At 66.2% G+C, this 24,687-nt stretch carries 23 protein-coding genes and 1 tRNA gene; 6 read left to right on the top strand and 18 right to left on the bottom strand.

The genetic code is table 11. The features are described 5' to 3' along the window. The first annotated feature begins 4 nt into the window (after positions 1-4). Both BLW05_RS06725 and BLW05_RS06720 read left to right on the top strand, forming a co-directional pair. Positions 5-1,012, top strand: a complete 1,008-nt coding sequence (locus BLW05_RS06725) for a class 1 fructose-bisphosphatase (RefSeq protein WP_093161275.1) — start codon at positions 5-7, stop codon at positions 1,010-1,012. A gap of 11 nt (positions 1,013-1,023) precedes the next feature. Further along, a tRNA-Thr gene (locus tag BLW05_RS06720) sits at positions 1,024-1,099 on the top strand. Positions 1,100-1,297: 198 nt separating this feature from the next. Here BLW05_RS06720 and BLW05_RS06715 read toward each other — a convergent pair. After that, positions 1,298-2,182 (bottom strand): LysR family transcriptional regulator, encoded by an 885-nt coding sequence (locus BLW05_RS06715; RefSeq protein WP_093161274.1) that lies wholly within the window; start codon positions 2,180-2,182, stop codon positions 1,298-1,300. A 165-nt stretch (positions 2,183-2,347) separates the two neighbouring features. Here BLW05_RS06715 and BLW05_RS06710 point away from each other — a divergent pair, with 165 nt between their 5' ends. After that, the gene (locus BLW05_RS06710) at positions 2,348-3,325 is read left to right on the top strand and encodes a tripartite tricarboxylate transporter substrate binding protein (protein ID WP_093161272.1); all 978 of its coding nucleotides are present in this window, start codon (positions 2,348-2,350) and stop codon (positions 3,323-3,325) included. An 8-nt stretch (positions 3,326-3,333) separates the two neighbouring features. Continuing rightward, positions 3,334-4,518, top strand: a complete 1,185-nt coding sequence (locus BLW05_RS06705) for a M20 aminoacylase family protein (RefSeq protein WP_093161270.1) — start codon at positions 3,334-3,336, stop codon at positions 4,516-4,518. Here BLW05_RS06705 and BLW05_RS06700 read toward each other — a convergent pair whose 3' ends face one another. Next, positions 4,519-5,607 (bottom strand): porin, encoded by a 1,089-nt coding sequence (locus BLW05_RS06700; RefSeq protein ID WP_093161269.1) that lies wholly within the window; start codon positions 5,605-5,607, stop codon positions 4,519-4,521. Between the two features lie 180 nt (positions 5,608-5,787). Here BLW05_RS06700 and BLW05_RS06695 point away from each other — a divergent pair, with 180 nt between their 5' ends. Continuing rightward, complete coding sequence (locus BLW05_RS06695; RefSeq protein WP_093161267.1) at positions 5,788-6,366, top strand: DJ-1/PfpI family protein; 579 nt, start codon at positions 5,788-5,790, stop codon at positions 6,364-6,366. A 77-nt stretch (positions 6,367-6,443) separates the two neighbouring features. Then, positions 6,444-6,821: a ribbon-helix-helix domain-containing protein gene (locus BLW05_RS06690; protein WP_093161266.1), complete on the top strand. Its 378-nt coding sequence runs from the start codon at positions 6,444-6,446 to the stop codon at positions 6,819-6,821. A 12-nt stretch (positions 6,822-6,833) separates the two neighbouring features. On the opposite strand, the gene BLW05_RS06685 is transcribed toward BLW05_RS06690, so the two are convergent. From BLW05_RS06685 to flhD, 16 genes are all read right to left on the bottom strand, one after another. Continuing rightward, on the bottom strand, positions 6,834-7,568 hold the full coding sequence (locus BLW05_RS06685; protein ID WP_093161265.1) for an RNA polymerase sigma factor FliA: 735 nt from the start codon (positions 7,566-7,568) through the stop codon (positions 6,834-6,836). A 36-nt stretch (positions 7,569-7,604) separates the two neighbouring features. Next, positions 7,605-8,417 (bottom strand): nucleotide-binding protein, encoded by an 813-nt coding sequence (locus BLW05_RS06680; RefSeq protein ID WP_143044782.1) that lies wholly within the window; start codon positions 8,415-8,417, stop codon positions 7,605-7,607. A 10-nt stretch (positions 8,418-8,427) separates the two neighbouring features. Then, positions 8,428-10,929 (bottom strand): flagellar biosynthesis GTPase FlhF, encoded by a 2,502-nt coding sequence (flhF, locus tag BLW05_RS06675; RefSeq protein WP_093161264.1) that lies wholly within the window; start codon positions 10,927-10,929, stop codon positions 8,428-8,430. Further along, on the bottom strand, positions 10,926-13,019 hold the full coding sequence (gene flhA / locus BLW05_RS06670; RefSeq protein WP_093161263.1) for a flagellar biosynthesis protein FlhA: 2,094 nt from the start codon (positions 13,017-13,019) through the stop codon (positions 10,926-10,928). Before flhA ends, flhF begins: the two co-directional genes overlap by 4 nt. Next, positions 13,016-14,161 carry a flagellar biosynthesis protein FlhB gene (gene flhB / locus BLW05_RS06665; protein ID WP_093161261.1) on the bottom strand — a complete coding sequence of 382 codons (1,146 nt, stop codon included), beginning with the start codon at positions 14,159-14,161 and terminating at the stop codon, positions 13,016-13,018. Before flhB ends, flhA begins: the two co-directional genes overlap by 4 nt. 119 nt (positions 14,162-14,280) lie before the next feature. Then, on the bottom strand, positions 14,281-14,922 hold the full coding sequence (gene cheZ / locus BLW05_RS06660; RefSeq protein ID WP_093161260.1) for a protein phosphatase CheZ: 642 nt from the start codon (positions 14,920-14,922) through the stop codon (positions 14,281-14,283). 41 nt (positions 14,923-14,963) lie between these two features. Next, the gene (cheY, locus tag BLW05_RS06655) at positions 14,964-15,350 is read right to left on the bottom strand and encodes a chemotaxis response regulator CheY (RefSeq protein WP_177142606.1); all 387 of its coding nucleotides are present in this window, start codon (positions 15,348-15,350) and stop codon (positions 14,964-14,966) included. A 165-nt stretch (positions 15,351-15,515) separates the two neighbouring features. After that, positions 15,516-16,610, bottom strand: a complete 1,095-nt coding sequence (locus BLW05_RS06650) for a protein-glutamate methylesterase/protein-glutamine glutaminase (protein ID WP_093161258.1) — start codon at positions 16,608-16,610, stop codon at positions 15,516-15,518. Further along, on the bottom strand, positions 16,607-17,272 hold the full coding sequence (cheD, locus tag BLW05_RS06645; protein ID WP_093161257.1) for a chemoreceptor glutamine deamidase CheD: 666 nt from the start codon (positions 17,270-17,272) through the stop codon (positions 16,607-16,609). Before cheD ends, BLW05_RS06650 begins: the two co-directional genes overlap by 4 nt. Further along, the gene (locus BLW05_RS06640) at positions 17,269-18,111 is read right to left on the bottom strand and encodes a CheR family methyltransferase (RefSeq protein ID WP_093161255.1); all 843 of its coding nucleotides are present in this window, start codon (positions 18,109-18,111) and stop codon (positions 17,269-17,271) included. The genes cheD and BLW05_RS06640 overlap by 4 nt, the downstream gene beginning before the upstream one ends. A gap of 106 nt (positions 18,112-18,217) precedes the next feature. Next, complete coding sequence (locus tag BLW05_RS06635) at positions 18,218-19,549, bottom strand: EAL and HDOD domain-containing protein (protein WP_093161254.1); 1,332 nt, start codon at positions 19,547-19,549, stop codon at positions 18,218-18,220. 75 nt (positions 19,550-19,624) lie between these two features. Next, on the bottom strand, positions 19,625-21,697 hold the full coding sequence (gene cheA, locus BLW05_RS06630) for a chemotaxis protein CheA (RefSeq protein ID WP_093161252.1): 2,073 nt from the start codon (positions 21,695-21,697) through the stop codon (positions 19,625-19,627). 15 nt (positions 21,698-21,712) lie between these two features. Further along, a complete protein-coding gene (gene motB / locus BLW05_RS06625) occupies positions 21,713-22,639 on the bottom strand; it encodes a flagellar motor protein MotB (protein ID WP_093161251.1) in 927 nt (308 codons plus the stop codon). Between the two features lie 162 nt (positions 22,640-22,801). Further along, a complete protein-coding gene (gene motA, locus BLW05_RS06620; RefSeq protein WP_093161249.1) occupies positions 22,802-23,662 on the bottom strand; it encodes a flagellar motor stator protein MotA in 861 nt (286 codons plus the stop codon). Between the two features lie 65 nt (positions 23,663-23,727). Next, positions 23,728-24,333: a flagellar transcriptional regulator FlhC gene (gene flhC, locus BLW05_RS06615; protein WP_093161248.1), complete on the bottom strand. Its 606-nt coding sequence runs from the start codon at positions 24,331-24,333 to the stop codon at positions 23,728-23,730. Next, on the bottom strand, positions 24,330-24,683 hold the full coding sequence (flhD, locus tag BLW05_RS06610; protein ID WP_093161247.1) for a flagellar transcriptional regulator FlhD: 354 nt from the start codon (positions 24,681-24,683) through the stop codon (positions 24,330-24,332). Before flhD ends, flhC begins: the two co-directional genes overlap by 4 nt. Positions 24,684-24,687: the final 4 nt, after the last annotated feature.

The raw sequence follows: 24,687 nt of genomic DNA, 5'->3' as shown, positions 1-24,687 counted from the left end.
ATTCATGGCTCAAAAGATTTCACTCACCCGCTACCTCGTCGAACAGCAACGCGCCGACGGACTGATCCCCGGCCAGCTCCGGCTGCTGCTCGAAGTGGTGGCCCGTGCCTGCAAGAGCATCAGCCAGGCGGTCAACAAGGGCGCGCTCGGCGGCGTGCTCGGCAGCGCCGAGAGCGAGAACGTGCAGGGCGAAGTGCAGAAGAAGCTCGACATCATCGCCAACGAGGTGCTGATCGAGGCCAACGAATGGGGCGGCCATCTCGCCGCCATGGCCAGCGAGGAAATGGACAGCATCTACGTGGTGCCCAACCGCTACCCGCAGGGCGAATACCTCCTGCTGTTCGATCCCCTGGACGGCTCGAGCAACATCGACGTGAACGTCAGCATCGGCACCATCTTCAGCGTGCTCAAGAAGCCCGACGACACACCCGGCGTGCAGGAGTCGGACTTCCTCCAGGCGGGCAGCAAGCAGGTCGCGGCAGGCTATTGCATCTACGGCCCGCAGACCACGCTGGTGCTCACCGTCGGCAATGGCGTCGCGATGTTCACGCTCGACCGCGAGCAGGGCTCCTTCATGCTGACGCAGGAAGACATCAAGATCCCGGCCGACACCAAGGAATTCGCGATCAACATGAGCAACATGCGCCACTGGGACGCCCCGGTAAAGCGCTACATCGACGAATGCCTGGCCGGCAAGGAAGGCCCGCGCGGCAAGGACTTCAACATGCGCTGGATTGCCAGCATGGTCGCCGACGTGCACCGCATCCTGATGCGCGGCGGCGTGTTCATGTATCCGTGGGACAAGCGCGAGCCGGAAAAGGCAGGCAAGCTTCGCCTCATGTACGAAGCCAACCCCATGAGCTGGCTCGTGGAACAGGCCGGCGGCGCCGCCACCAACGGCCGGCAACGCATCCTCGACATCGCGCCGACCAAGCTGCACGAGCGGGTGGCTGTGGTTTTGGGATCAAAAAATGAGGTCGAGCGCGTGACGGGCTATCACGACCCGCTATAATCGAGGGCTTAGCCGGTGTAGCTCAGTCGGTAGAGCAGCTCATTCGTAATGAGAAGGTCGGGTGTTCGAATCATCTCTCCGGCACCAAAAACAAAGGTCCTGTTGCAGTCAAAGGCAACAGGACCTTTTTCTTTTTTAGGAACAGTCTGATGTCCCGCGTCAAGCGGGACCGATAAAGTTCAGCTTCTTCGCCGATCCGGTGAAGATCTCTCGAAATCAGACTGTCACACGCCAAGAAGAGAACGGCGAGATCACCCAAAAGGTGATCTCGCCCGCTCCGCCGGTTCAGTCGTGCATCAGTTCCTGCATCAATTCCCTCACGATCGACAAGCCCGGCGCCTCGGTGCGGCGGCGCAGGGTCACCAGGCCGAAGCGGGCGACACGGTCGATCGGCGGGGTCATCTTCAGTTCGACCAGGTCCGGCGCGGCGGCGCGAATGGCCAGTAGCACCGCGTCGCTCCTGCGGGCCACGTCGACCAGGCTCGCGACCTCTTCGCATTGCACGGTCACGCACCGCTCGGGGTGCGCCTCGGGGCCATAGGTCTCGATCAGCCCGCGCGCAACTTCGTCGCTCAGCGGCGTCGAAGCGATCGGATAGCGCTGCACCACCTCGAAAGTCACGCCCTTGCGCAACCGCGTCAGCGGATGCCCGCGCCGGCACATGAAGACGCCGCGCATCTCGCAGAGCTCGCTGACGAGCAGATCGTCCGCAGGCTTGAGCGACCGTGCATCGACCACCAGCGCATCCAGCAGCCGGTCTCGCAACGACTGCGTCAGCATGTCGGTCCCGCCGCGCGCGATGACCACCCGCACTTTCGGATGCAGGGTCGCCATGCGCATGAGCAGCGGCGTCATCAGCATCGCGCCGGGGCCCGAGCCCATGCCGATGCGCAGCACGCCGCCCCGGCCTTCGCGCATGCGGCGGCCGCTGTCGCGCAGTTCGCCCGCCTCGAACACGAGCTGCTTCGCCCGCTCCACCACCTCGCGGCCGAAGGCGGTCAGCTCGATCCGCCGGCCGACGCGGTCGAACAGCAACATGCCAAGTTCGTCCTCCAGCGCGCGAATGCTCCGGCTGAGCGCCGGCTGCGTGATGTAGAGGCCCTGCGCGGACTTGCTGAACGAGCCGCTCTCCGCCAGCGAAATCAGATGCCGCAACTGGACCAGCGTCATGGAAAACCTCGCTTCGATGTATGCATTGAACTCATGCTATTTCGCACAACAATGCATTGGATGTTCTCATGACTCACTCCTACGATGCGAGCGCGGTCCGATTTTTGGTCACGCCATCGTCATCCAACACACGCAGACGCTCACGCCAGCGCACCCAGGAGTCACATGAAACAGTTCTTCCAGCGTTCAATCGCCGGTCTGCTCCTGGCAGCGGCAGGCGCCGTGTTCGCGCAGGGCTATCCCACCAAGACGGTCAATCTGATGGTGCCCTACCCCGCGGGCGGGCCGTCCGACGCCGCGGCGCGCATCTTCACCACCCCGCTCGGCAAGGAACTGGGGCAGCCGGTGATCGTCGAGAACCTCGGCGGCGCCGCCGGCGCGATCGCAGCGCAGAAGGTGCTCTCGGCGCCGGCCGATGGCTACTACCTCTTCCAGGGCTCGCCCAATGAAGTGATCCTCGCGCCGCTGGCCAACGCTGCGGTCAAGCTCAAGGCCGAGGACTTCCGGCTGGTCCACCCGATGACGGACGCGGTGATGGTCTTCGTCGCGCGCAAGGACCTGCCGGCCAACAGCGTCGACGAGCTGATCGCGCTCGCGCGCAAGTCCAAGGACAAGCCGCTCACCTACGGCAGCGTCGGCGTCGGCTCGCTCTATCACCTGATCATGGAAGACGTGCAGCACCGCACCGGCACGCAGATGATCCACGCACCGTACAAAGGCAACGCGCCGCTCTTGACCGACATCGGCGGCGGCCAGGTCGACTTCGCGGTGCTGGTCTACAGCGCGGCGATGGGCGCGATGGCCGACCAGGGCCGCCTCAAGGTCATCGGCCAGCTCGGCGAGCAGCGCTCCGAGCTGCTCAAGGACGTGCCGACGGTGAGCGAAGGCAAGGAGCTCAAGGACTTCTCCTACAAGATCTGGAGCGGCTTCATGGTGCCGAAGAACACGCCGGAAGAGGTCGTGCAGCGCCTGCACAAGGCCATCGGCGCGACGCTGAAGGATCCGGCGGTGCGCTCGCAGCTGGCGGTGCAGACCCAGCTCGCCTCGCCCCAGATGTCGCTGGCGGAAGCCGCGAAGTTCTACGAAGCCGAAACCGCCCGCTACCGGGCGATCGCCAAGACCATCAATCTGCAGCCGCAGTAAGGAACCCCATGACCAGCTCCCTGCTCGATCAACTGCACCTGCATGCCGACGAATTCATCGGCCTGCGCCGGGACATCCACCAGCACCCCGAACTCGCCTTCGACGAGCACCGCACATCCTCGCTGGTGGCCGAGAAGCTCGCGGCGTGGGGCTACGAGGTCGAACGCGGACTCGGCGGCACCGGCGTCGTCGCACGCATGGTCCGCGGCAGCAGCAAGCGGCGCCTCGGCATCCGCGCCGACATGGATGCCCTGCCGATCGACGAAGCCACCGGCCTCGCCTATTCGAGCCGCCATGCCGGCGTGATGCACGCCTGCGGGCACGACGGCCATACCGCGATGCTGCTCGCCGCCGCGCACCACCTGGCCCATCGCGGCCGCTTCGACGGCACGCTGAACCTCATCTTCCAGCCGGCCGAAGAAGGCGGCGGCGGTGCGCTGCGCATGATGGAAGACGGCCTCTTCGACAGATATCCATGCGACGCGGTCTTCGCGATGCACAACATGCCCGGCATGCCGCAGGGCCGCCTCGTGCTGCGCGAAGGCCCGGCGATGGCCTCGTCGGACTACGCCACGGTCACGCTCACCGGCATCGGCGGGCACGGCGCACTGCCGCATCGCACCGCCGACCCGATCGTCGCGGCCTCGAGCATCGTGATGGCGCTGCAGACCATCGTGTCGCGCAACATCGATCCGCTGCAGATGGCGGTGGTCACGGTCGGTGCGATTCATTCAGGCAAGGCCAACAACGTGATCCCGCAGACGGCGACGCTCGAACTCAGCGTGCGCGCTCTCGATCGCGAGGTGCGCAGCACGCTCGAGCGACGCATCAAGTCGGTGATCCAGTCGCAAGCCGAGAGTTTCGACGTGCAGGCGAAGGTCGACTGGCGGCCCGGCTACGCGGTGCTGGTCAACACGCCGGAGGAAACCGCCTTCGCGCGCGAGGTGGCGATCGAGCTGGTCGGCGCCGATCGCGTCACGCTCCAGGGACAGCCCCTGTCGGGCAGCGAGGACTTCGCGTTCATGCTCGAAAAGGTCCCGGGATGCTATGTGCTGATCGGCAACGGCGACGGCGGCGGCGACGGCCATGGCGCCTGCATGGTCCACAACCCGGGCTACGACTTCAACGACGCCAACGTCGCCGTCGGCTCCGCGTATTGGGTGCTGCTGGCGGAGCGCTTCCTGCGCGCCTGATCAAAAGCTGAGCTTCATGCCCAGGTCGTAGCCGCTCGAGCTGCGATTCGGATCGGTCAGGCTGCCGTTCACCGCAGTCGCCGATCCGCCGCTGTTGCTCACGCGCGCGTAGGTGGCGTAGACGGCAGTGCGCTTCGAGAAGTTGTAGACGTAGCCGAACGCCCACTTGCGCGCAGTCGGATCGCCCGTTGCATCGGTGCCGTAGGTGGACCACGAGACCTTGATCTGGTCGAAACCGACCGGCACGACCGCCCCGATCAGGTAGCCCGTTGCGGTGAGCTCCGCGGCCTTGTCCACCTTGTCGCGGTAGTAGCCGCCCATGACCTTCACGACCTTGAAGTCCCACGAGACGCCGAGGTTGGCCGAGTCGATGTCGCCGTTGCTGGTGGTGCGCGCGAACTTCGTCCTGCCCGCCGCGAGGGCGATCGCGAACGGTCCGGCCGCATAGCCGACGCGCCCGCTGTAGCCGGTGCCGTCGTTCTCGATCGGCGAAGGCGATCCGTTCTCGCCGAAGTAGTACTGCACTTCGCCGAAGAAGCCGCCGAGATCGGGCGGGAGGTAGTAAGCAATGATGTTCGACGCGCGCGTGGACGTGGGCCCGCCGATCGATCCGGCCTGCGGCTGGCTGGTGCCGGCGCCGTTGTTGCTGAAGGGGTCGACGTCGGTCCGGTTGCGGTAGTGCGCCGTGTTGTCGCGGCCCGCGCGCATCTCGCCCCAGAAGTCCATCAGGCTCACCGTCGCGCGGCGGTTGAAGTTGAATCCACCGACCGAGCCATTCGACTGGTTGTTGGTGTTCGTGGATCCGGTGGAGCCGTCGTCGATGTTCAGGCCCGCTTCCAGCCAGAACCCTGCAGCCATCCCGCCGCCGAGATCCTCGACGCCGCGAAACCCGAGCCGCGATGCGGTGTTGCCGCCGCTGTAGAGCTGGGACTTGCTCGCGATGCTGCCGGTGCCGTAGCCGTAGGCCACGTCGGCGATGCCGAAGAGCGTGACGCTGCTGCCGCCGCTCACGCTCTGGACCGCGCTGGTCTGCGCTGACGCAACGCCGGCCGCGCACAGCGCGCCCCATGCCATGGTGGTTCTCCTCATCTCGGTATCCCTCCGGACGTTGGTTGACACTCCGGCGGCATGATAGGCGAGCCGCACCGCGTCGCGGCTCTTTGCGCCGGCGTCACAACCGACTGCTACCACCTCCCGCCTTGCCTTCAGAACAATGGGCGCGCCGGAACGAGGTCCGGCCCGATTCGCCACCCCTTGAAGGAGACACCGATGACACGCAAGATCCTGATGCTCTGCGGAGACTACGCGGAGGACTATGAAACCATGGTGCCGTTCCAGGCCCTGCTGGCGGTGGGCCACACGGTCCACGCGGTCGCGCCGGACAAGAAGGCCGGCGACTGGGTGCACACCGCCATTCACGATTTCGAGGGCGCACAGACCTACAGCGAGAAGCCGGGACACCGCTTCACGCTCAACGCCACCTTCGCCGACGTGCGCCCCGAGGCCTATGACGCCCTCGTGATCCCGGGCGGCCGTGCGCCGGAATACCTCCGGATGAACACGCGCGTGGTCGAGATCGCGCGCCATTTCCTGGCGGCCGACAAGCCGCTGGCCGCCGTCTGCCACGGTGCCCAGTTGCTGGCGGCGACCGGGCTGCTCAAGGGCCGCAAGGTGTCCGCCTATCCGGCCTGCCAGGTGGAAGTGGAGCTGGCCGGCGCCGAGTACATGGGCATTGCGGTCGACCAGGCAGTGACCGACCGCAACCTCGTCACCGCGCCGGCCTGGCCGGCGCATCCGGCGTGGATCGGGCAGTTTCTCAAGGTGCTCGGCACGCGCATCGAGACCTGACCCGGCGGCGATGCGGCGGCGGCGCTACAGTCATGACCCGCGTCGCCCGCCATGTCAGGGGAAACAGGAGAAGACCCATGTGCGAAGTGTTCATCAGCGCCGATCCCCAGAGCTACGACAGCCGGACGCGCTCGGTCAGGCTGCATGGCGTGGTCACGAGCATCCGGCTCGAGAACCTCTTCTGGCAGGTGCTGGAAGAAATCGCCGCCCGCGACGACATGGGCGTGGTGCAGCTGATCGAGAAGCTGTACGACGAACTGGTCGCCGCGCGCGGGGAGGTCGGCAATTTCGCGTCCTTCCTGCGGGTGAGCGCGCTGCGCTACGAGGCCCTGGTGGCCCAAGGCCGCATACCGGGCGACACCTCGGTGGCGATCCGCTCGCTCGACGCCCAGGCCGTGCTGCGCGATCTGCCGCAAGGATGGGCGCGCCGGGCGCCCGGCCGGGTCGCGGCCTGATGCCGCGGCCTTCTACAGCAGCTCTTTCAGACGGGCCCGCAGCCGGCTGATCGCCTGGCTGTGAAGCTGGCACACGCGGCTCTGGCTCACTTCGAGGATCGCGCCGATCTCGCGCAGGTTCAGCTCCTCCTCGTAGTACAGGTTCAGCAGCAGCTGGTCGCGCTCGGGCAGTTGCTGGATCGCTTCCACCAGCTGATGGCGAAAGCCGCTTTCGAGCAACTGCTCCAGCGGGTCGTCGCTGCTGCGCTGGCTGCGTCGCGCGTCCTGTGCATGCAGGTCGATGAACGGGTTCTCGGCCTCGCCCTTTGCGAAGTCCTCCACGTACAGAAGCTGGCAGCCCTGGATCTCCTGCAGGAGGGACTGGTAGGCCTCCAGCTCCATCTTCAGCTCCTTGGCGATCTCGCCCTCGGTGGGCGAACGGCCCAGGCGATGCTCGAGCACCTGGATGGCCTTCTCCACACTGCGGGCCGACTGGCGCAGGCCGCGCGAGCCCCAGTCGCTGGAGCGCAGCTCGTCGAGCATCGCGCCGCGAATGCGCTGGCTCACGAAGGTCTCGAACTGCGCACCCTTGTTGTCCTGGTAGCGGCTCGACGCATCCAGCAGGCCGATCATGCCGGCCTGGATCAGATCGTCGAGTTCGACGCTGGCGGGGAGCTTGGCGATCATCTGCAGCGCGATGCGGCGCACCAGCGGCTGATGCTGCTCCAGCAGATGGGACTTCTCGATGGTTCCCTGGGCGGTGTACACGTGCGGTCCTTGTTGCGTTGTTCGGGTTGATCTGATTCAGGCGACGGCGGCGCTCGGCATGTGGAGTGCGCGCGGCGCAGACATCGCGATGCGGCTGTCGTTCATGGCATGGTCGTTCGACCGCACCGTGCGTGCGGGTGTGCGCCATGGCCAGCGCAGCACGTCGGCGGCGATGCGGCGGAAGTCCACCGCGGCCGGGCTCGCCGGAAACGCTTCCACCACCGTACGGCCGAGACGCCGGGCATCGGCATGGTGCGCATCGGCATGAACCCAGCCCGCCGGCTCCAGCGACACCGCGAGATAGCGGCTGCCGGTGTTGGCGAGGTTGCTCATGATCTTCTGCGCCTCTTCGATGCCCGATGCGCGGTTGACCAGGAAGCGGATCTGCATCAGGCCGTGCGCGTAGTGCAGGCGCTTGATGCCCGCATAGGCCGCCGTGATCGACGCGGCGCTCGGCTGCAGCACCAGCACCAGTTCGTCCGCACGCTGCGCGAGCGGCGACAGCCGGCCTTCGTCGTCGAGTGCGGCATCGATCAGCACCACGCCACTGCGGCGAAGCGTCCTCGGATCGATCGACGGATGCGGCGACGGCAGCACTTCCACGCCGCATTCGGCCGCCCTGCCCGGCACATCGACGCCCCATGCCGCTCCGGCCGAGGCGCGATCCGGATCCTGCTCGTCGATCAGCGAGACGTCCTTGCCCTGATGCACCAGCGCCGCCGCGAGATTCATCGCGGTGGTGGTCCCGCCGTCGCCGCGGCTCATGCCCGCGATCGCGATGACGCGCGTCGGCGTGTTCGCCAGGAGGCGGCGCAGTCCGTCCGCCTGATCCGCAACCAGCTTGCTCATGCGATGCTCCTCAAGCCTGCTTTTCCATGGCGCGCAGTTGCGGCTGCATCGGCGCGGTCGACTCGGTGCCTAGCGCTTCCAGCAACACGAAGAGCTTGCTCACGCCCAGGTACAGCGCGTTGCCGGTGAGCGGCCGGGTCGACTTGGCGGGGCGCCCCGTCAACTCGTTGAGCAGCACGCGCGCACGGTCCGCCCACTCGCCCCTGGCGTGCAGCAGGCGCCACGCGGTGGTGGTCACCTGGCCCGCGATCAGCAGACGCTTGAGCATGTCCGGATCGCCCAGCTCGCCCATGCCGCCCGCAAGTTGCAGGCCCTGGCGGATGAGGCGGAAGCACGGCTCCGCGTCGGCTGCCCAGGCCTGCCACTGCGCGAGCTGGCGCGCAGTGACGCGCATGTCCACGTTCGACAGCAGGCAGGTCTGCGCGAGGATCTTCTGGCCCCGCTCATCGAGCACGCGCCGCACCACGCCGCGCAGCGGCGGCAGCGCGGGCTTGTCGGCACTGACGCGCAGCTGGACCATCGCGTGGGCCTCGCATTGCATCGCCGGCTTGCCCTTGAAGACGGTCGGCACCGGCTCGCTGAATTCGGCGTCGATGCGCGCCAGCGCGCTCGACTCGCCGGTACGCAGCTCAATCACGCTGGTGGAGCCGGGCACGCGGGCCAGCCATTGCTGGTTCTGCGACTGCCACTCGGCCATCAGTTCGACTGCAGGCAACCTCGGCAGCAGGTGCACCACCGGCTTGCCCAGAACTTGCTGGCGCAGCCACTGCACCTGGCGCGCGCCCGGCTTGCGGCGCGCATCGCTGCCGCGCGTCGCCGCGGTGGACAGCCACTGGTTCGGCGCCGACAGCGGCTGCCCGCTGCGGTCGGACAGGAGCAGGCTGCTCTGGCACTCGTAGACATCGTCCCCGGCGTTCGAGCGCAGGCTCACCTGCCCCGACAACGCGAGCACATGGCTGTCGCAACCCACGGCGATCTCGCTGCGGGCGTGCACCATCAGGTCGTCCTGCACCGCTTTCTGGCTGATACCTTCGTCGCCCGCATGGCGCCAGAACCGCCGCGCCGCTTCGAAGCCGATCTGCGCTCCGGCGAGCGCGCCGGCGGCGGTCGCGAGTTCCTGCGCGTCGTGCGCCATCGCGCGGATGAGGTTCTGGTACTGCGTGCGCAGACGGTCGGTCTCGGCCTGCGCCTGCACCACTTGCGCGGACGGCGCGGTGCCCGCCGGCTCGTCCTGCATCTCGACTTCGCTCGGCACGAACAGCGCGTTGTGGCGCCGCGGCTGGAAGACGCTGTCCACCAGCTGCGCGCGATCGGCGGGCATCAGGTTCTCGGGCACCTTCTGCCCGCTGGAGATGTAGTGCACCGGCAGGCGGTGGCGGATCACGGTGTCGATCAGCGCGCCCGGGTGCGTGGACTCGTCCATCTTCGTGAAGATGCAGCCCGCGAGCTCGTTGCCGCCGCCATGGCGATAGGCATGGACCACTTCGTTGAGCGTGTCGCCGTGGCTGGTCGCGTTGAGCAGCAGCAGCCGCTTCACCGGCCGGTGGGTGCTGCACAGCATCGCGATCTGGTCCGACACCGCGCGATCGCGCTGGCTCATGCCGACGGTGTCGATCAGCACCATGTGCTTGTCGCGCAGGTCCTGCAGCACCAGGTGCAGGTCAGCCGCGTCCTTCACGCCGTACACCGGCACGTCGAGGATCTGGCCGTAGATGCGCAATTGCTCGTAGGCGCCGATCCGGTAGCTGTCGGTGGTCACCAGCGCGAGCTTGTCGGCGCCGAAGCGCATCACGCAGCGCGCGGCGAGCTTCGCGGTGGTCGTCGTCTTGCCGACGCCGGTCGGCCCCATGAGCGCATAGACGCCACCCTGCGACAGCAGCGCGTCCTCGTCCTCATGCACCGGCAGCGCGCGGATCAGCTCCGAGCGCGCGAAGGCCATGCCCTGTGCGTAGGTCTGGCCGGTGGGCAGCTTTTCGAGCAGCGCCTTCGAAAGACGCGCGCTGAAGCCTGCGCCGAGCAGCGTGCGCAGCAGGCGGCCGCGCACCGGGTCCTGTCGCTGCTTGTCGTTCCACACGACGCTGGCGAGCTGTTCCTCGATCATGCCGCGCATCGAGTGGAGTTCGCTCAGCACCACGTCGGTTTGCGCCGCGGCGGGTTGCGGCTCGGGCCTCGCCTGAGCCGCGGGGGCCGCAACGACCGGTGCCGGCGCCGGAATGGCGGCGGCGACAGGTGCAACGGGCGCCGGGGGCTCGGCAGCCACCGCGGGCGCGACGACCCGAGCCGGCACGACCGGCGCAGGCGCGCTCACCGGCTCCATCGGCGCGGCGCTCTGCAGCGCCTGCGTGACATCGCTCTCCAGCATGGCCACGATCTCGACCCCTTCGGCCGATGCGCGGTTGCTGAGGACGATGGCCTCCGCGCCGAGGGCCTCGCGCACCAGGCGCAGCGCCTCGCGGCTGGTTGCGGCAAAGAATCTGCGGGCCGTGGTCCGCACGTCTGTCGGGATACTCACGCTCTTCCTCCAATGGTGGCGGTGATCTTGATGTTGCGGGTGTCAGGGATCTCCGCGTGGGAGAGCACCTTCAGTTGAGGCAGGCTGCGCCGCAGGAAGCGCGCGAGCAGCACGCGCAGCGAGTGCTGCACCACGAGCACCGGCGCCAGGCCGATCTGCTCCTGCCGCGTGATGGCCGCCTGCGTCTGGCGCAGCAGGTTGTCGGCAAGGCCGGGTTCGATGCCGCTGCTGCTGGTCATGGCCTGCTGCAGGACGGCATCGAGCGACGCATCGAGGCCGATCACGTGCAGTTCGGCATCGCCCGGGAACAGCTGCTGCGTGATCGCCCGGCCCAGTGCGAGGCGCACCATCGACGTGAGCTCGGTCGCATCCTTGGTCGTGGGCGCATGCTCGGCAATGACGTCGAGGATGGTGCGCATGTCGCGGATCGAGACTTCCTCGTCGAGCAGGTTCTGCAGCACCTTGTGCAGCGTGCTGAGCGACACGACCTTGGGCACGAGGTCTTCGGTGAGCTTCGGCTCGGTCTTGGTGATCTGGTCGAGCAGCTGCTGCACTTCCTGCCGGCCGAGCAGTTCCGCCGCGTGCGTCTGGATCAGGTGGTTCAGGTGCGTCGCCATCACGGTGCACGCATCGACCACGGTGTAGCCGTAGATCTGCGCCTGCTGGCGCAGGCTGCCGTCGATCCACACCGCCGGCAGGCCGAAGGCCGGGTCCGTCGTCGGCGTGCCGGGCAGACTGCCGGTGACCTGCCCCGGGTTGATCGCCATCCACTGGTTCGGGAAGGCTTCGCCGCGGCCGATCTCCACGCCCTTGAGGCTGATGACGTAGCTGTTGGGCTTGATCTCCAGGTTGTCGCGGATGTGCACCACCGGCACCAGGAAGCCGATCTCCTGCGCGATCTTCTTGCGGATGCTCTTGATGCGGCCCAGCAGCTCGCCCTGCTGCGACTGGTCCACCAGCGGGATCAGGCGGTAGCCGACTTCCATGCCGAGCGGGTCGACCATCGCGACATCGTCCCAGCTGGCTTCGGTCGCCTCAGCCGCCGGCACCTGCGACACCTGCGTGGCCGTGGCCTGCGCCGCCGCGGCGCGCGGCTTGCGGCGCAACAGCGCACGGCCGCCCCAGGCCAGCGCCCCCGCGATCAGCAGGAAGGCCAGGTTCGGCATGCCGGGGATCATCCCCATCAGGCCGATGATGCCGGCCGTGAGGAACAGCACCTGCGGGTTCGAGAACAGCTGCCCGGTGAGCTGGCGGCCCACGTCTTCTTCGGTCGTCACGCGCGACACGATCACGCCGGCCGCGGTCGAGATCACCAGCGCCGGGATCTGCGCGACCAGGCCGTCGCCGATCGCCAGCAGCGTGTAGGTCGTGCCGGCGGTCGAGAAGTCCAGTCCATGCTGCACCACGCCGACCACCAGGCCGCCGATGATGTTGATGACCATGATCATGAGGCCGGCAACCGCGTCGCCGCGCACGAACTTGCTGGCACCGTCCATCGAGCCGTAGAAGTCGGCCTCCTGCGCGACTTCCGTGCGGCGCTTGCGGGCGACGTCCTCGCCGATGAGGCCCGCGTTGAGGTCGGCGTCGATCGCCATCTGCTTGCCGGGCATCGCGTCGAGCATGAAGCGCGCGCCGACCTCGGCGATCCGGCCCGCGCCCTTGGTGATCACCATGAAGTTGATGATCACGAGGATGATGAACACCATCACGCCGACCGCGAAGTTGCCGCCCACGAGGAAGTGCCCGAAGGCCTCGATCACCTTGCCCGCCGCGTCGGGCCCGGTATGACCGTGCATCAGCACCACGCGCGTGGATGCGACGTTGAGCGACAGGCGCAGCAGCGTCGAGAACAGCAGCACCGCCGGGAAGGCCGCGAAATCCAGCGCCTTCATCGTGTACATGCTCACCAGCAGCACCATCACCGACATCGCGATGTTGAAGGTGAACAGCAGGTCGAGCAGGAAGGGCGGCAGCGGCAGCACCATCATGCTCAGGATGAGGATGATGAGGATCGGCCCCGCCAGCCCCTTGAACTGGTTGCCGGAGAACATTTGCGTCGGTAGACGCATCAAGCTGGCCATGGAATTCATGCGGTCTTCGGTGTGTAGGCGAGCGCCTCGGGAATCGGCAGGTCGGTTGGTGTGCGTGGCGCATCGCCGATGCCCTCGTTCTTCCAGCGTTTGAGCTGGTAGACCCAGGCGAGCACTTCGGCGACCGCGGTGTAGAGGCCGGACGGGATCTCGTCACCCAGCCGCGCGTGCTTGTAGAGCGCCCGCGTGAGCGGCGGCGCCTCGAGCACCGCCACCTTGTGCGCCACCGCGAGTTCGCGGATGCGCTGTGCGATCAGGTCGGTGCCCTTGGCGACCACGCGCGGAGCGCGCATGTCGCCGTCGACGTACTTGAGGGCCACCGCGAAGTGCGTCGGGTTCGTGACGACGATGTCGGCCTTCGGCACCTCGGACATCATCCGGCGACGTGCGATCGCCTGCTGCTGGCGACGGATCTGCGCCTTGATCTGCGGATCGCCTTCGCTTTCCTTGTGCTCCTGGCGCAGGTCCTCGCGCGACATGCGCAGCTTGCGGTAGTAGCTGAAGAGCTGCCAGGGGACGTCGATCATCGCCACCACCAGCAGCGCGGCAGCGATCAGCGCACAGTCGCGCGCGACGATCATGATGGTCTGCGGAATCGCGGCGCTCACCGGCAGCGTCATGAGCTGCATCACGCCGTCGAGATCGCGTGCGATCACCAGCCAGGCGACGCCGCCGATCAGCGCCGACTTCGACAGCGCCTTGACGAGTTCGACGAGCGATTGCGCCGAGAACATCCGCGCGATGCCGGCGACCGGGTTGAGCTTGCCGAAGTCCGGCGACACCGCCTTGCCCGAGAACAGCCAGCCGCCGAGCATCATCGGCGCGACCACCGCGGCCACCACCATCATCACGAACAGCGGTGCAATCGCCATGAGCGCGTGCAGCACCATCGAACCGGCCTGGACCATCATCTGCGACGGATCGAACGCCGAGTCGCGTTCGAAGCGCAGGCCCTTGCGCAGCGCATGTTCCATGGTGCCGCCGAGCGACGCCGCCGAGAACCACAGGCCGCCAATGGCGGTGCCCAGCATGACCAGCGTGGTCAGCTCGCGGGACCGGGCGACGTTGCCTTCTTCGCGCGCCTTCTCCAGGCGCCGCGCAGAGGCAGGTTCCGTTTTTTCGAGATCGCTTTCCTCAGCCATTCATGCTCCATCGAGCATCGGTGAAGACCACCGGCTCGTGGCTGATTATTCGATCCACCGGGCTGGAACAATCGCCCGATCAAGGGGAGTAACGCCCCCCTTCTCTCCCAATCGCCGGGTCAAAACCCCAGGCTCGCCAGCAGGTCGTCGACCTGCGACTGGTCGGTCACCGCTTCGGGATTGCCGGCCTTGATCTGCGGTCCGTTCATCAGGCTGTTCGAAGCAACGATCTCCTGCCGCTTCTCGGCCGGCGAGTTGTCGATCAGCACTTGCAGCAACTGCGTCTCGACCTCGTTGACCACTTCCATCATCTTCTTGATGACCTGGCCGGTCAGGTCCTGGAAGTCCTGCGCCATCAGGATCTCCATGAGCTGCGCATTGATCGCGCTGGCCTTCTGCGGCACGTCGCCCAGGTACTCGCGCGTGTCCGTCACGAGCTGGCGCGCATGATCGAGCTCGATCGGGTTCTTGAACCACTCGTCCCAACGCTGCGTGAGGCCCTTGGCGTCGTTGGCAAGCCCTTCCTGCAGCGGCTGCGCGATGTCGATCGCGTTCAGCGCGCGATGCGCGGCCCGCTCCGTGGTTTCCGCCACGTAGTTGAGGCGGTCGCGCGCACCGGGAATCGCCTGCGCGGCCTTCTCGACCTGCTTGTCGAGGCCCAGCTCGCGCATGCCTTCACGCAACTGGCGCGTCAGCTGCCCGATGCGGCCCAGCAACTGTTCAGCGGTGTTCCCGTGATCGTTGTCGATGGTTTGATTCATTTGATTTGCTCCGCGGTGCGCGCGATGCGCTCCGCAAAAGGTCACTTGGCCAGCTTCTCGAAGATCTTGGTGATCTTCTCTTCCAGCGTCGCGGCAGTGAAAGGCTTCACCACATAGCCGTTCGCGCCGGCCTGCGCGGCGGCCACGATGTTTTCCTTCTTGGCCTCGGCCGTCACCATCAGCACCGGCAGCTTCGACAGCTCCGGATTGGCACGGATGTTCTGCAGCATCGTCAGGCCGTCCATGTTGGGCATGTTCCAGTCCGAGACCACGAACCCGAAGCTGCCGCCGCGCAGCTTCTCCAGGCCTGCCGCGCCGTCCTCGGCCTCGTCGACGTTGAGGAATTCGAGTTCCTTCAGAAGGTTGCGCACGATGCGCCGCATGGTCGGGAAGTCATCCACAACCAGGATCTTGATGCTCTTGTCGATCACGTTCATTTGCTCCAAAAGTTCACTGCAATTTCCAACACACTCTCACGCCCAAATTGCCGACGCACCCCAACCCAGGGCACCCGCGGAACCGGCTCCGCCGGGCCGCCGGGTGCGCCCCCTGAAAGGGGGTGCAGAGCCACACGAAGTGGGCGAGGCTGGGGGTTAGACACGATTAGTCCGCGCACCGAACGTACGTAGATGGGCCAGCACACGGCGGCTCATCTCTCCCAACGGCACGACCTCATCGGCCGCACCCAATGCAATCGCTTCCTTCGGCATGCCGAAGACCACGCAGCTCGCTTCATCCTGGGCCAGCGTGTGGGCGCCGGCCTTCTTCATGCGCAGGAGGCCTTCCGCACCGTCCTTGCCCATGCCGGTGAGGATCATTCCGATCGCGTTCTTGCCCGCATGTTTAGCCGCGGAATCAAAGAGCACGTCGATCGACGGCCGGTGACGGTTCACCGGGGGTTCCTGATCGAGATGCGCAACATAGTTGGCGCCGCTGCGCGCGAGCGAGAGGTGGTAGGCGCCCGGTGCGATGTAGGCATAGCCCGGCAGCACCCGCTCGCCGTGCTCGGCCTCCTTGACGGTGATGCGGCACAGGCCGTCCAGCCGCTGCGCGAAGGACTTCGTGAATCCCGCCGGCATGTGCTGCGCGATGAGCACTGCCGGGCAGTCGGGCGGCAAAGGCTGCAGGACTTCGCGGATCGCCTCCGTGCCGCCGGTGGATGCGCCGATGATGATGAGCTTCTCGGTGCTCAGCAGCGGGCTGCTCAGCAGCGCTTCCTGCGCGACCTCTCCCTGTGGTTTGGCGGCCGCGCCACCGCGCGCCGGCAACAGCCGCGCGCAAGATGCGGTGCGGATCTTGCCCGCGATCAGCTCGGTGTAGTTCAGCAGCCCGTCGCGGACGCCCAGGCGCGGCTTGGTCACGAAATCGATCGCGCCCAGCTCCAGCGCGCGCAGCGCGATCTCGGAACCGCGCTCCGTCAGCGACGAGACCATCACCACCGGCATCGGCCGCAGACGCATGAGCTTCTCGAGGAACTCGAGCCCGTCCATGCGCGGCATTTCCACGTCGAGCGTCAGCACGTCGGGATTGGTCTGCTTGATCAGTTCCCGCGCGACGATCGGATCGGCCGCCGTCCCGACGACCGTCATGTCGGGCTGGCTGTTGATGATCTCGGTCATCACGCTGCGGATCAGCGCCGAATCGTCGACGCACAGCACCCTGATCTTGTTTGCGTTGTTCGTGCTCACCAGCTTCCTTTGTTCTTCGCCAGTGGGCTCGAGTCGCCGACGGCATTGTTGTTGGGCCTGTACGGGCCGGGGTTCGCGCGAGGACCGACCAGCTTGCGAAGCAGCTCGCCCTCCTCCTGCTGAATGGTCTGCACATCGGCCTGCCCGCGCAGCTTGCGCACCACCGCCTTGCCGCTCGACGGCATGAAGCACACGCGCCGCGCGTAGGGTCCGCGCAAGTCCTGTGCAGCGACGGCGATGCGCTCGGCACGCAGGTAGCGCAGCACGAAGTCCGCATTCCGGTCGCCGATGTTGAGCGTGGTCATGTTGGCGAGCACCGCACCGCCGCCGAAGACTTTCGCCTGGAGCCGCTCGCGGCGTGCACCGGCACGGAGCAGCTCGCGGATCAGCACGTCCATCGCGTAGGCGCCGTAGCGCATCGACTCGGCCTGGTCGCGCGTGCTCGCGTCGCCGTCGTCCGGCAACATGAAGTGGTTCATGCCCGCGACCCCGTTGTCGATGTCCACGAGGCACGCCGACACGCACGAGCCCAACACCGTGGTCAGCACCGTGTCGGTCGTGGTGACGTAGTACTCCGACGGCAGCAGCTTCACCGCCATGCTGCCGACGTCGCGATCGAAGTAGTGGTGGCTTGCAACCGAACCGGGGGCGACCGAGTTCATGCCGCAACCGCCTTCGCGGCGCCGCGCGCCAGCTCATAGACCGTATGCCCCAGCGGCTTGAAGGTCTGGTTGACGAGCGACGCATTCTCCGAATGCCCGGCGAACAGCAGCCCGCCCGGCTTGAGCAGCGGCGCGAAGCGGTCGAGCACCTTCTTCTGCGTCGGCTTGTCGAAATAGATCATCACGTTGCGGCAGAAGATCGCGTCCACCGGCTCCTTCACCGCCCATGACGGGTCGAGCAGGTTGAGCCGGGAGAACTTCACCATCGCCGCCACTTCGGACCGCACGCGGACCTTGCCCGCATTCGCGCCGGTGCCCTTGTTGAAGAACCGCCGCAGCCGCTCGGGCGACAGCCGGCTCACCTGCTCGGCGGTGAAGACGCCCGCCTGGGCCTTCGCCAGCACTGCGGTGTCGATGTCGGTGGCGATCACCTTCGCCGAGCTCGCGCGTGCGCCGAGGGCTTCCATCAGCGTGATCGCGATCGAATAGGGCTCCTCGCCCGTCGAGGCCGCCGCGCACCAGACGGTGACCGGCTGCTGCGCCTTGCGCACGTGCTCGGCCAGCACCGGGAAGTGATGCGCCTCGCGGAAGAAGGAGGTCAGGTTCGTGGTCAGCGAGTTGATGAACGACTGCCACTCGTCGCCGTCCTGGCTCGATTCGAGCATTTCCAGGTAGGCCGAGAACTCGGGCAGCCGCAGCTCGCGCAACCGCCTGGACAGTCGGCTGTAGACCATCTGTCGCTTCTGCTCGCCAAGGGCGATGCCAGCACGGCGGTGGATCAGCGTTCGCACTTTCGCGAAGTCGCCGTCGGTGAAGAGGAATTCGGTGTTCACTGCCATCGTCGGTGCGTTGCTTTCAAGGTGCCTGGCGAGCCCCGCCTGCGATGGATCGATGGGTGAAGGGCCAGCCTTGCATGCCTGTATATCGGCAGCGAGTCCCCGGGGTTTAGGCCATTTCGAGCGCGCTGGCCTCCTGGGACCAGACCATTGCAGACAAGTGCGCAGCGTTGACCTGGCCCGCGCTGACGAACAGCGCCTCGGCGAGCCGCGGCGCGTCGCCACTGCCCGTCTCACAGGCCTCCACGAGCGACAGGAAGGGTGCATAGACCCCCTTGCGCGACAGGATGGCCTGCTGCACCGCTTCGGTCAGTTGCACCTTGCTCAGGACCTCTTCCATCGTCAGACCCAGGAGCTGGTCGATGAGCGAGAACATCCCGACCACGAACAGGTTGTCGGAATCGCTCGCAGGCAGCATGCCCTGCCCCATCAGCTCGACGAAGCGGCCGCGCATGATCGCGCGCTTCATCATGAAGTGGGAGCTCGTGCGGTTGCTGGTCGCCAGCAGCAGCGAAAGCCAGCGGAAGAGCGGCTGGTAGCCGAGCATCGAGACCGCATGCCGCAGCGACGTGATCTCCACGCCCACGCCGATCGCCGGCGAATTGATGTGACGCAGCAGCCGGTAGGTGAGCGCCGCATCGCGCTTGAGCGCTGCCTCGATCGAGCGCAGGTTCTCGTTGCGCTTGAGCATCTGCATCAGCCGCACGATCAGCAGCGACTCAGGCTGCAGCTCACCGACTTCCTTCACCGGCGGGGGCGGCAGACGGCCGTCGACGAACACATCGACGCGGTATTCCGCGCAGATCTCGAAGTCGTCCCATCCGTTCACGCGCGTCGCGATGAGCTGGATCGGTGCACGCCCGACCGGCTCGCTCTCCCGCACTTCGGCAATCAGCGCCAGACTTCCCGCACCCACGTCGAAGTGCGTGATGATCTCGAGCAGCTCGGCGTCCTGTGGCAGCGCCTGTGCATCGCGCAGCATGAAGCCGAAGCCCTGCTCGCGCAGGAAGAGCAGCATCGAGCGCGTGTCGGGGTCGGCCAGATGCTCCATGCCCATGCACAGCACCACGTTTCCCGGCGGGAGCGCCTGCAACTCGTTGAGGAACAGCGCATCGACCGTGACGTCGAGGTACACGGCCAACCGCCCGAGGCGCCAGCCCCTGGACGGGTTGAGATGCTTCGCGATGCACTCGATCAGCGCCTTGCATTGCGCGGAAGCGTCGGCACCGCCAGTCGCATCGCGCCAGGCGAAGCGCATGCCCTGCACGCGCATCTGCGCATCGACCTGCAGCGCGTAGCCCACGTAGCCGTTGGCCTCCGCCTCTTCCAGCAGCGCACTCTCCGGCGATGACTCCTGGCTGCCATGCGCCACCGGTGTCACCAGTTCATCGACCGCGACGTCGCCCTTCGATCCAGGGCGGCGAAAGAAGTCAAAACGCATGGCAAGTGTCTCCGTCAAATTCGCGAATCACGCACCCGGTCGCAACCGGATCACGGGGCAATTGCATGAGAGCGCTCAAGCCTCGACGGGTGTCATCCTCGAGGCACCGGCGAGCGCGGCGGCGCTGGCCGCTTGCGCGCGCTGGATGCGTGGCATCGCGCCGACGTCGATGATGAAAGCCACGCTGCCGTCGCCGAGGATGGTGGCCGCCGAGATGCCGGGCACCTTGCGATAGTTGGTCTCGAGGTTCTTCACCACCACCTGGTGCTGGCCGAGCAGTTCGTCCACCAGGAGCGCGAAGCGCGCGTCGTCGGCCTGCACGATCACGAGGATGCCCTGCGTCGGGTTCGCCTGCGCGCCCGACACGTCGAACACGCGGTGCAGCTCGATCAGCGGCAGGTATTCGCCGCGCACCTTGATGACATGGCCGTCGCTGGTGATCGAATGCAGGTGCTCCGGCAGCGGCTGCAGCGACTCGATCACGTAGGACAGCGGCAGGATGTAGGCCTCGCTGCCCACCTTGACCGACATGCCGTTGAGGATCGCGAGCGTCAGCGGCAGCACGATGCGGGTGGTCGTTCCGTAGCCGCCGCGCGACTGGATCTCGACGTGCCCGCCCATCTCCTGGATGTTTCGCTTGACCACGTCCATGCCGACGCCGCGGCCCGAGATGTCGGTCACCTGCTCCGCGGTCGAGAAGCCCGGCGCGAAGATGAGCTGCCAGACTTCCTCGTCGGGCATCGTCTCGCTCACCGCGAGCCCCTGCTGCATGGCCTTGGCGAGGATCTTCTCGCGGTTGAGGCCGGCGCCGTCGTCGCTGACTTCGATCACGATGTTGCCGCCATGGTGCTGCGCGGACAACAGCAGCTGCCCGGTCGCCTCCTTGCCCTTGGCGGTCCGGATGTCGGGCGTTTCGATGCCGTGGTCGAGGCTGTTGCGCACCAGGTGCGTGAGCGGATCGATGATGCGCTCGATCAGGCCCTTGTCGAGTTCCGTCTCCTTGCCGAACGTGTCCAGGCGCACCTGCTTGCCGAGCTTGGCGCTCACGTCGCGGATCACGCGCGGGAAGCGGCTGAAGACGTAATCCATCGGCATCATGCGGATGGACATGACCGATTCCTGCAGGTCGCGGGCGTTGCGTTCCAGATGACCGAGGCCGCTGAGGAAGCGCTCGTAGGCCACCGGGTCGAGCATCGTCGCGGCCTGCGTGAGCATGGATTGCGTGATGACCAGTTCGCCCACGAGGTTGATGAGCTGGTCGACCTTCTCGACATCCACGCGGATCGAGCTCGATTCCTTTGCAGCCGCAGCCGCGCCCGCCGCAGGCGCAGCGGCAGCAGGAGCTGGCGCTGCAGCGGTTTGCGCACGCACGGGTTCGGCGGCCGGCGCCACGGGCGCGGCAGCGGCAACGGGTTCGGCTGCGGCGGGTTCGGCCTCGGCTGCCGGCGCGGGGACTTCGCGCGCAATGTCGATCTGCGACTCGTCGATGACGAAGCAGCACACCGCGATGATCTCGTCGGGCTCGCAGGTGGTGTCGAGCATCACCGTCAACTGTTCATTGCTGCGCGTGCGCGAGACGATCTTGCCGAGGTTGGCGAGTTCGTCAGCGAGCAGGTCGCACTCGCTGTCCGACAGGCCGCTCAGCCGGATGCGCAGCGCGCCGGCTGAATCGGACGCCTCGGGCGCGGGCGCTGCGGCCGCCACGGGCGCCGGTGCGGGCGCGGGTGTGGGTGCAGGTGCCGCCGCGAGCGTCTTGCCATCGGCGGTCTCGAGCGCGAGTTTCTGGAGCACGGCGCAGATGTGCGCCACCATGTCAGGCTCGGGTTCTTTGCCAGCCTGGTAGGCAGTGAGTTGTTCTTGCAAGGCGTCCTTCGTTTCCAAAAAGGCATCGATCATGGGAGCGCTCAGGCGAAGCTGTGCATGGCGCGCCCGGTCCAGGAGGGTCTCCAGCAGGTGCGTCGTTTCGGTCAAGGCCGAAAAGCCGAAGGTGGCCGCGCCGCCCTTGATCGAATGGGCCGCACGAAAGATGGCGTTGAGCTGTTCGATGTCCGGCAAATCGACATCGAGCTCGAGGAGCAGCTGCTCCATCTCGGCCAGAAGCTCGATGGCTTCGACAAAGAATGCTTGGGAAAACTGACTGAGGTCCATTTTTTTGCTTCGCTGCTACTGGGTGGGCGCGGATGGTTTGAAGGACGTCGGCTTCACGTCGGCGGCCTCCGTGCTTGCGGGCAACGATGTGCCGACTCTCGGCTTGTTGAGTTCTCCGCTGTTCTCGCGCTCGATGCGGTCCTGCGTCTGGCGGTTCAGGACGATGATGCTGATGCGCCGGTTGATCGGGTTGCGCGGGTCCGCGTTGTCCAGGTGCATGCTGTCGGCCAGGCCGACGACGCGCAGCACCTTGTTCTCGTTCATCCCGCCCATCACGAGCTCGCGCCGCGATGCGTTGGCTCGGTCGGCCGACAGCTCCCAGTTGCCGTAGGCCTTGTCGCCGTTGGTGTAGACGATGGCATCGGTGTGGCCCGACAGGGTGATCTTGTTGGGCAGGTCGTTGAGCGTCGGGCCCAGCTCGCGCAGGATCGCCCGCATGTGCGGCACGACGCGCGCGCTCGCGAGGTCGAACATCGGACGCTTGTCGCTGTCCACGATCTGCAGGCGCAGGCCTTCGGTCGTGATGTCGATCAGGATCTGCGAGCGCAGTTGCTTGAAGAGCGGGCTGTTCTCGATCAGGTCGTCCAGCCGCTTCTTCATGTCGGCCAGGCGCGAGGCGTCTTCCATCTCGGCGCGCTCGGCGTCGGAGAGCTTCTCCTCGCCTTCCTCGGCGATCGGGTCCGGGCCTCCCCCGGGGATGACGCTCGAACTCAGGCTGCTCTTCTCGCCGCCGCTCAGGGCCACCTTCAGCGGCATGCGGAAGTGCTCGGCAATGCCTTCGCGCTGCTTCGGCGTCGAGATCGACAGGAGCCACATCACGAGAAAGAAGGCCATCATGGCCGTCATGAAGTCGGCGTAGGCGATCTTCCAGCCGCCGCCATGGTGGCCGCCGCCACCCCCGGCGACCTTCTTGATGATGACGCGATGCTTTTCTGCGCTCACCTCATCGCCTCCACGCTTCTATCGCAGTGCATCACTCCGATGGCCGCAAAGCAGCCTCTTTCGGGAGCACCCGCGGAACCGGCTTCGCCGGGCCGCCAGGGTGCGCCCCCTTGAGGGGGTGCAGAGCCACACGAAGTGGGCGAGGCTGGGGGTGTTCTCATTTCAGCGGGCCTTGACTTCGCGCACGTGCTCGTCGAGCTCGCTGAAAGTCGGGCGCTCGGTCGAGAACAGCACCTTGCGGCCGAACTCCACCGCCAGCTGGGGCGCATAGCCGTTCAGGCTCGCCAGCAGGGTGACCTTCGCGCACTGGAAGACCTTCATGCCCTCTTCGACCTTCTGGTCGATCACGGTCGCCAGCGGCATCACGAAGCCATAGGCCATCAGCACGCCGAGGAAGGTACCGACCATCGCGTGGGCGATCAGCGAGCCCATTTCGGAAGGCGGGAGGTTGGCCGAGCCGAGCGCATGCACCACACCCAGCACCGCGGCCACGATGCCCAGTGCAGGAAGCGCATCACCGACACGTGCCAGGCTGTGCGAAGGCACCTCGGCCTCGTGGCGGATGGTCTCGATCTCGTGGTCCATCAGCGCCTCGATCTCGAAGGCGTCGGTGTTGCCGCTCACCATCAGGCGCAGGTAGTCGCAGAGGAACTCCATCAGTTCGTGCTCGCCCATGATCTCCGGATAGCGGTTGAAGATCTCGCTGTCCTTGGGGTTCTCCACGTCGGACTCGAGCTTCATCATGCCCTCCTTGCGCGCCTTGGCGAGCAGCTCGTACAGCAAGGCAAGCAGGTCCATGTAGAGCTGCTGGTTGTGCTTGGACGATCGCAGGAGCAGCGGCAATTCCTTCATCGTCGCCTTGATCGTCTTGCCGTTGTTGCCGGCAATGAAAGCGCCCAATGCGGCGCCCCCGATCATCAGCACTTCGATCGGCTGGAACAGGACGCCGAAATGACCGCCCATGAGGGCATAGCCCCCGAAAACGGTTCCCACCACCACCAGATATCCGACCAGCACCAGCACACGCTTCCCCTTTTGCCCTCAGGCGTCAAATCAAATGGGTTCGATTTCGAATTGAATGAATCGCCTCAGTGGCCGCTGGCCGCGACCTGCGGTTGGGCACGCGCCAGAACGGTGTCGGACGCGGATTCGCTTTCAGCCGGCGCCTCCACACGCTTCGGACCACGCGCCTTGCCCGCGCGCGACGGCGGACGGCAGAGCACGCACACGTAGCCGTGCTTGTTGTCGTGCGCATGCGCGACGAAGCGGCCGCCGCAGCGGCTGCAGGTGCTCAGCTGGAGCATGTCGCTCTCGAAGAAGCGCACCATCGTGTAGGCGCGCGTGAAGTCCAGCACGACCTCGCCACCATGGGCCTCGATCTGCTCCATGTACAGGCGATAGCTCTTGATGAGCGCGCGCAGCGGGGTCTCGTCCGCCTCTTCCAGCATGAAGCGGTACATGTTGTAGAACATCGAGGAATGGATATTGGCCAGCCAGGTCATGTACCAATCCGTCGAAAAAGGCAAAAGGCCCTTTGGCGGCGAAACGCCCTTCAATTCCTTGTAAAGACGGATCAGGCGTTCGCGGCTCAGACCGACTTCCGATTCGAGAAATTGGAGCCGCGCACCGAGTTCGATCAGCTCGATGGCCAATTGAACCTCGCGCACTTCGCCGAGAACGCTTTTTTTCGTCATGCCATTGCGTCCGCTTCGCGCGACTGGATTTTCCGCGCAGACACCAGGATCGACATATGCGCCTGCTGCAGCGTCGTATCCTTTTCTTCGCCAAATACGGCAAACATCGGATGATCATCGAGGCGGAAACTGCAAAGCAGGAAATTCGACGCCGCCATTTTGACGATCTGGGTTAGAGACATGTTGGCCAGCAAATCCGCCAATTCGCGGCCGACCCCCAAACGATACATGGCCGCTGCCCGATCCTGCTTGGCCAGCTTTTGCGCGAGCAGCATATAGGCGAGATTGATGTCACCGATCTCTTTCGAGATGTCGCCATTCGTCGCGGCGCCTTCGTTATCCAATTCCACTCTG

The sequence above is a fragment of the Variovorax sp. YR216 genome (assembly GCF_900107745.1).
Taxonomy (GTDB): domain Bacteria; phylum Pseudomonadota; class Gammaproteobacteria; order Burkholderiales; family Burkholderiaceae_C; genus Variovorax.
Note: the sequence above shows the minus strand (reverse complement) of the source record. Positions and strands in the feature narration are given on the sequence as shown.

Bases quoted from the DNA above. Each gene is read 5' to 3' on its own strand.
- BLW05_RS06640 (WP_093161255.1), bottom strand. From the start codon at position 18,111: ATGGCAGTGAACACCGAATTCCTCTTCACCGACGGCGACTTCGCGAAA.
- BLW05_RS06635 (WP_093161254.1), bottom strand. From the start codon at position 19,549: ATGCGTTTTGACTTCTTTCGCCGCCCTGGATCGAAGGGCGACGTCGCG.
- BLW05_RS06705 (WP_093161270.1), top strand. From the start codon at position 3,334: ATGACCAGCTCCCTGCTCGATCAACTGCACCTGCATGCCGACGAATTC.
- cheA (WP_093161252.1), bottom strand. From the start codon at position 21,697: ATGGACCTCAGTCAGTTTTCCCAAGCATTCTTTGTCGAAGCCATCGAG.
- BLW05_RS06725 (WP_093161275.1), top strand. From the start codon at position 5: ATGGCTCAAAAGATTTCACTCACCCGCTACCTCGTCGAACAGCAACGC.
- BLW05_RS06680 (WP_143044782.1), bottom strand. From the start codon at position 8,417: ATGAGCAAGCTGGTTGCGGATCAGGCGGACGGACTGCGCCGCCTCCTG.
- BLW05_RS06710 (WP_093161272.1), top strand. From the start codon at position 2,348: ATGAAACAGTTCTTCCAGCGTTCAATCGCCGGTCTGCTCCTGGCAGCG.
- flhB (WP_093161261.1), bottom strand. From the start codon at position 14,161: ATGGCTGAGGAAAGCGATCTCGAAAAAACGGAACCTGCCTCTGCGCGG.
- flhC (WP_093161248.1), bottom strand. From the start codon at position 24,333: ATGACGAAAAAAAGCGTTCTCGGCGAAGTGCGCGAGGTTCAATTGGCC.
- BLW05_RS06695 (WP_093161267.1), top strand. From the start codon at position 5,788: ATGACACGCAAGATCCTGATGCTCTGCGGAGACTACGCGGAGGACTAT.
- cheD (WP_093161257.1), bottom strand. From the start codon at position 17,272: ATGAACTCGGTCGCCCCCGGTTCGGTTGCAAGCCACCACTACTTCGAT.
- BLW05_RS06715 (WP_093161274.1), bottom strand. From the start codon at position 2,182: ATGACGCTGGTCCAGTTGCGGCATCTGATTTCGCTGGCGGAGAGCGGC.
- flhA (WP_093161263.1), bottom strand. From the start codon at position 13,019: ATGAATTCCATGGCCAGCTTGATGCGTCTACCGACGCAAATGTTCTCC.
- BLW05_RS06690 (WP_093161266.1), top strand. From the start codon at position 6,444: ATGTGCGAAGTGTTCATCAGCGCCGATCCCCAGAGCTACGACAGCCGG.
- cheZ (WP_093161260.1), bottom strand. From the start codon at position 14,922: ATGAATCAAACCATCGACAACGATCACGGGAACACCGCTGAACAGTTG.
- BLW05_RS06700 (WP_093161269.1), bottom strand. From the start codon at position 5,607: ATGAGGAGAACCACCATGGCATGGGGCGCGCTGTGCGCGGCCGGCGTT.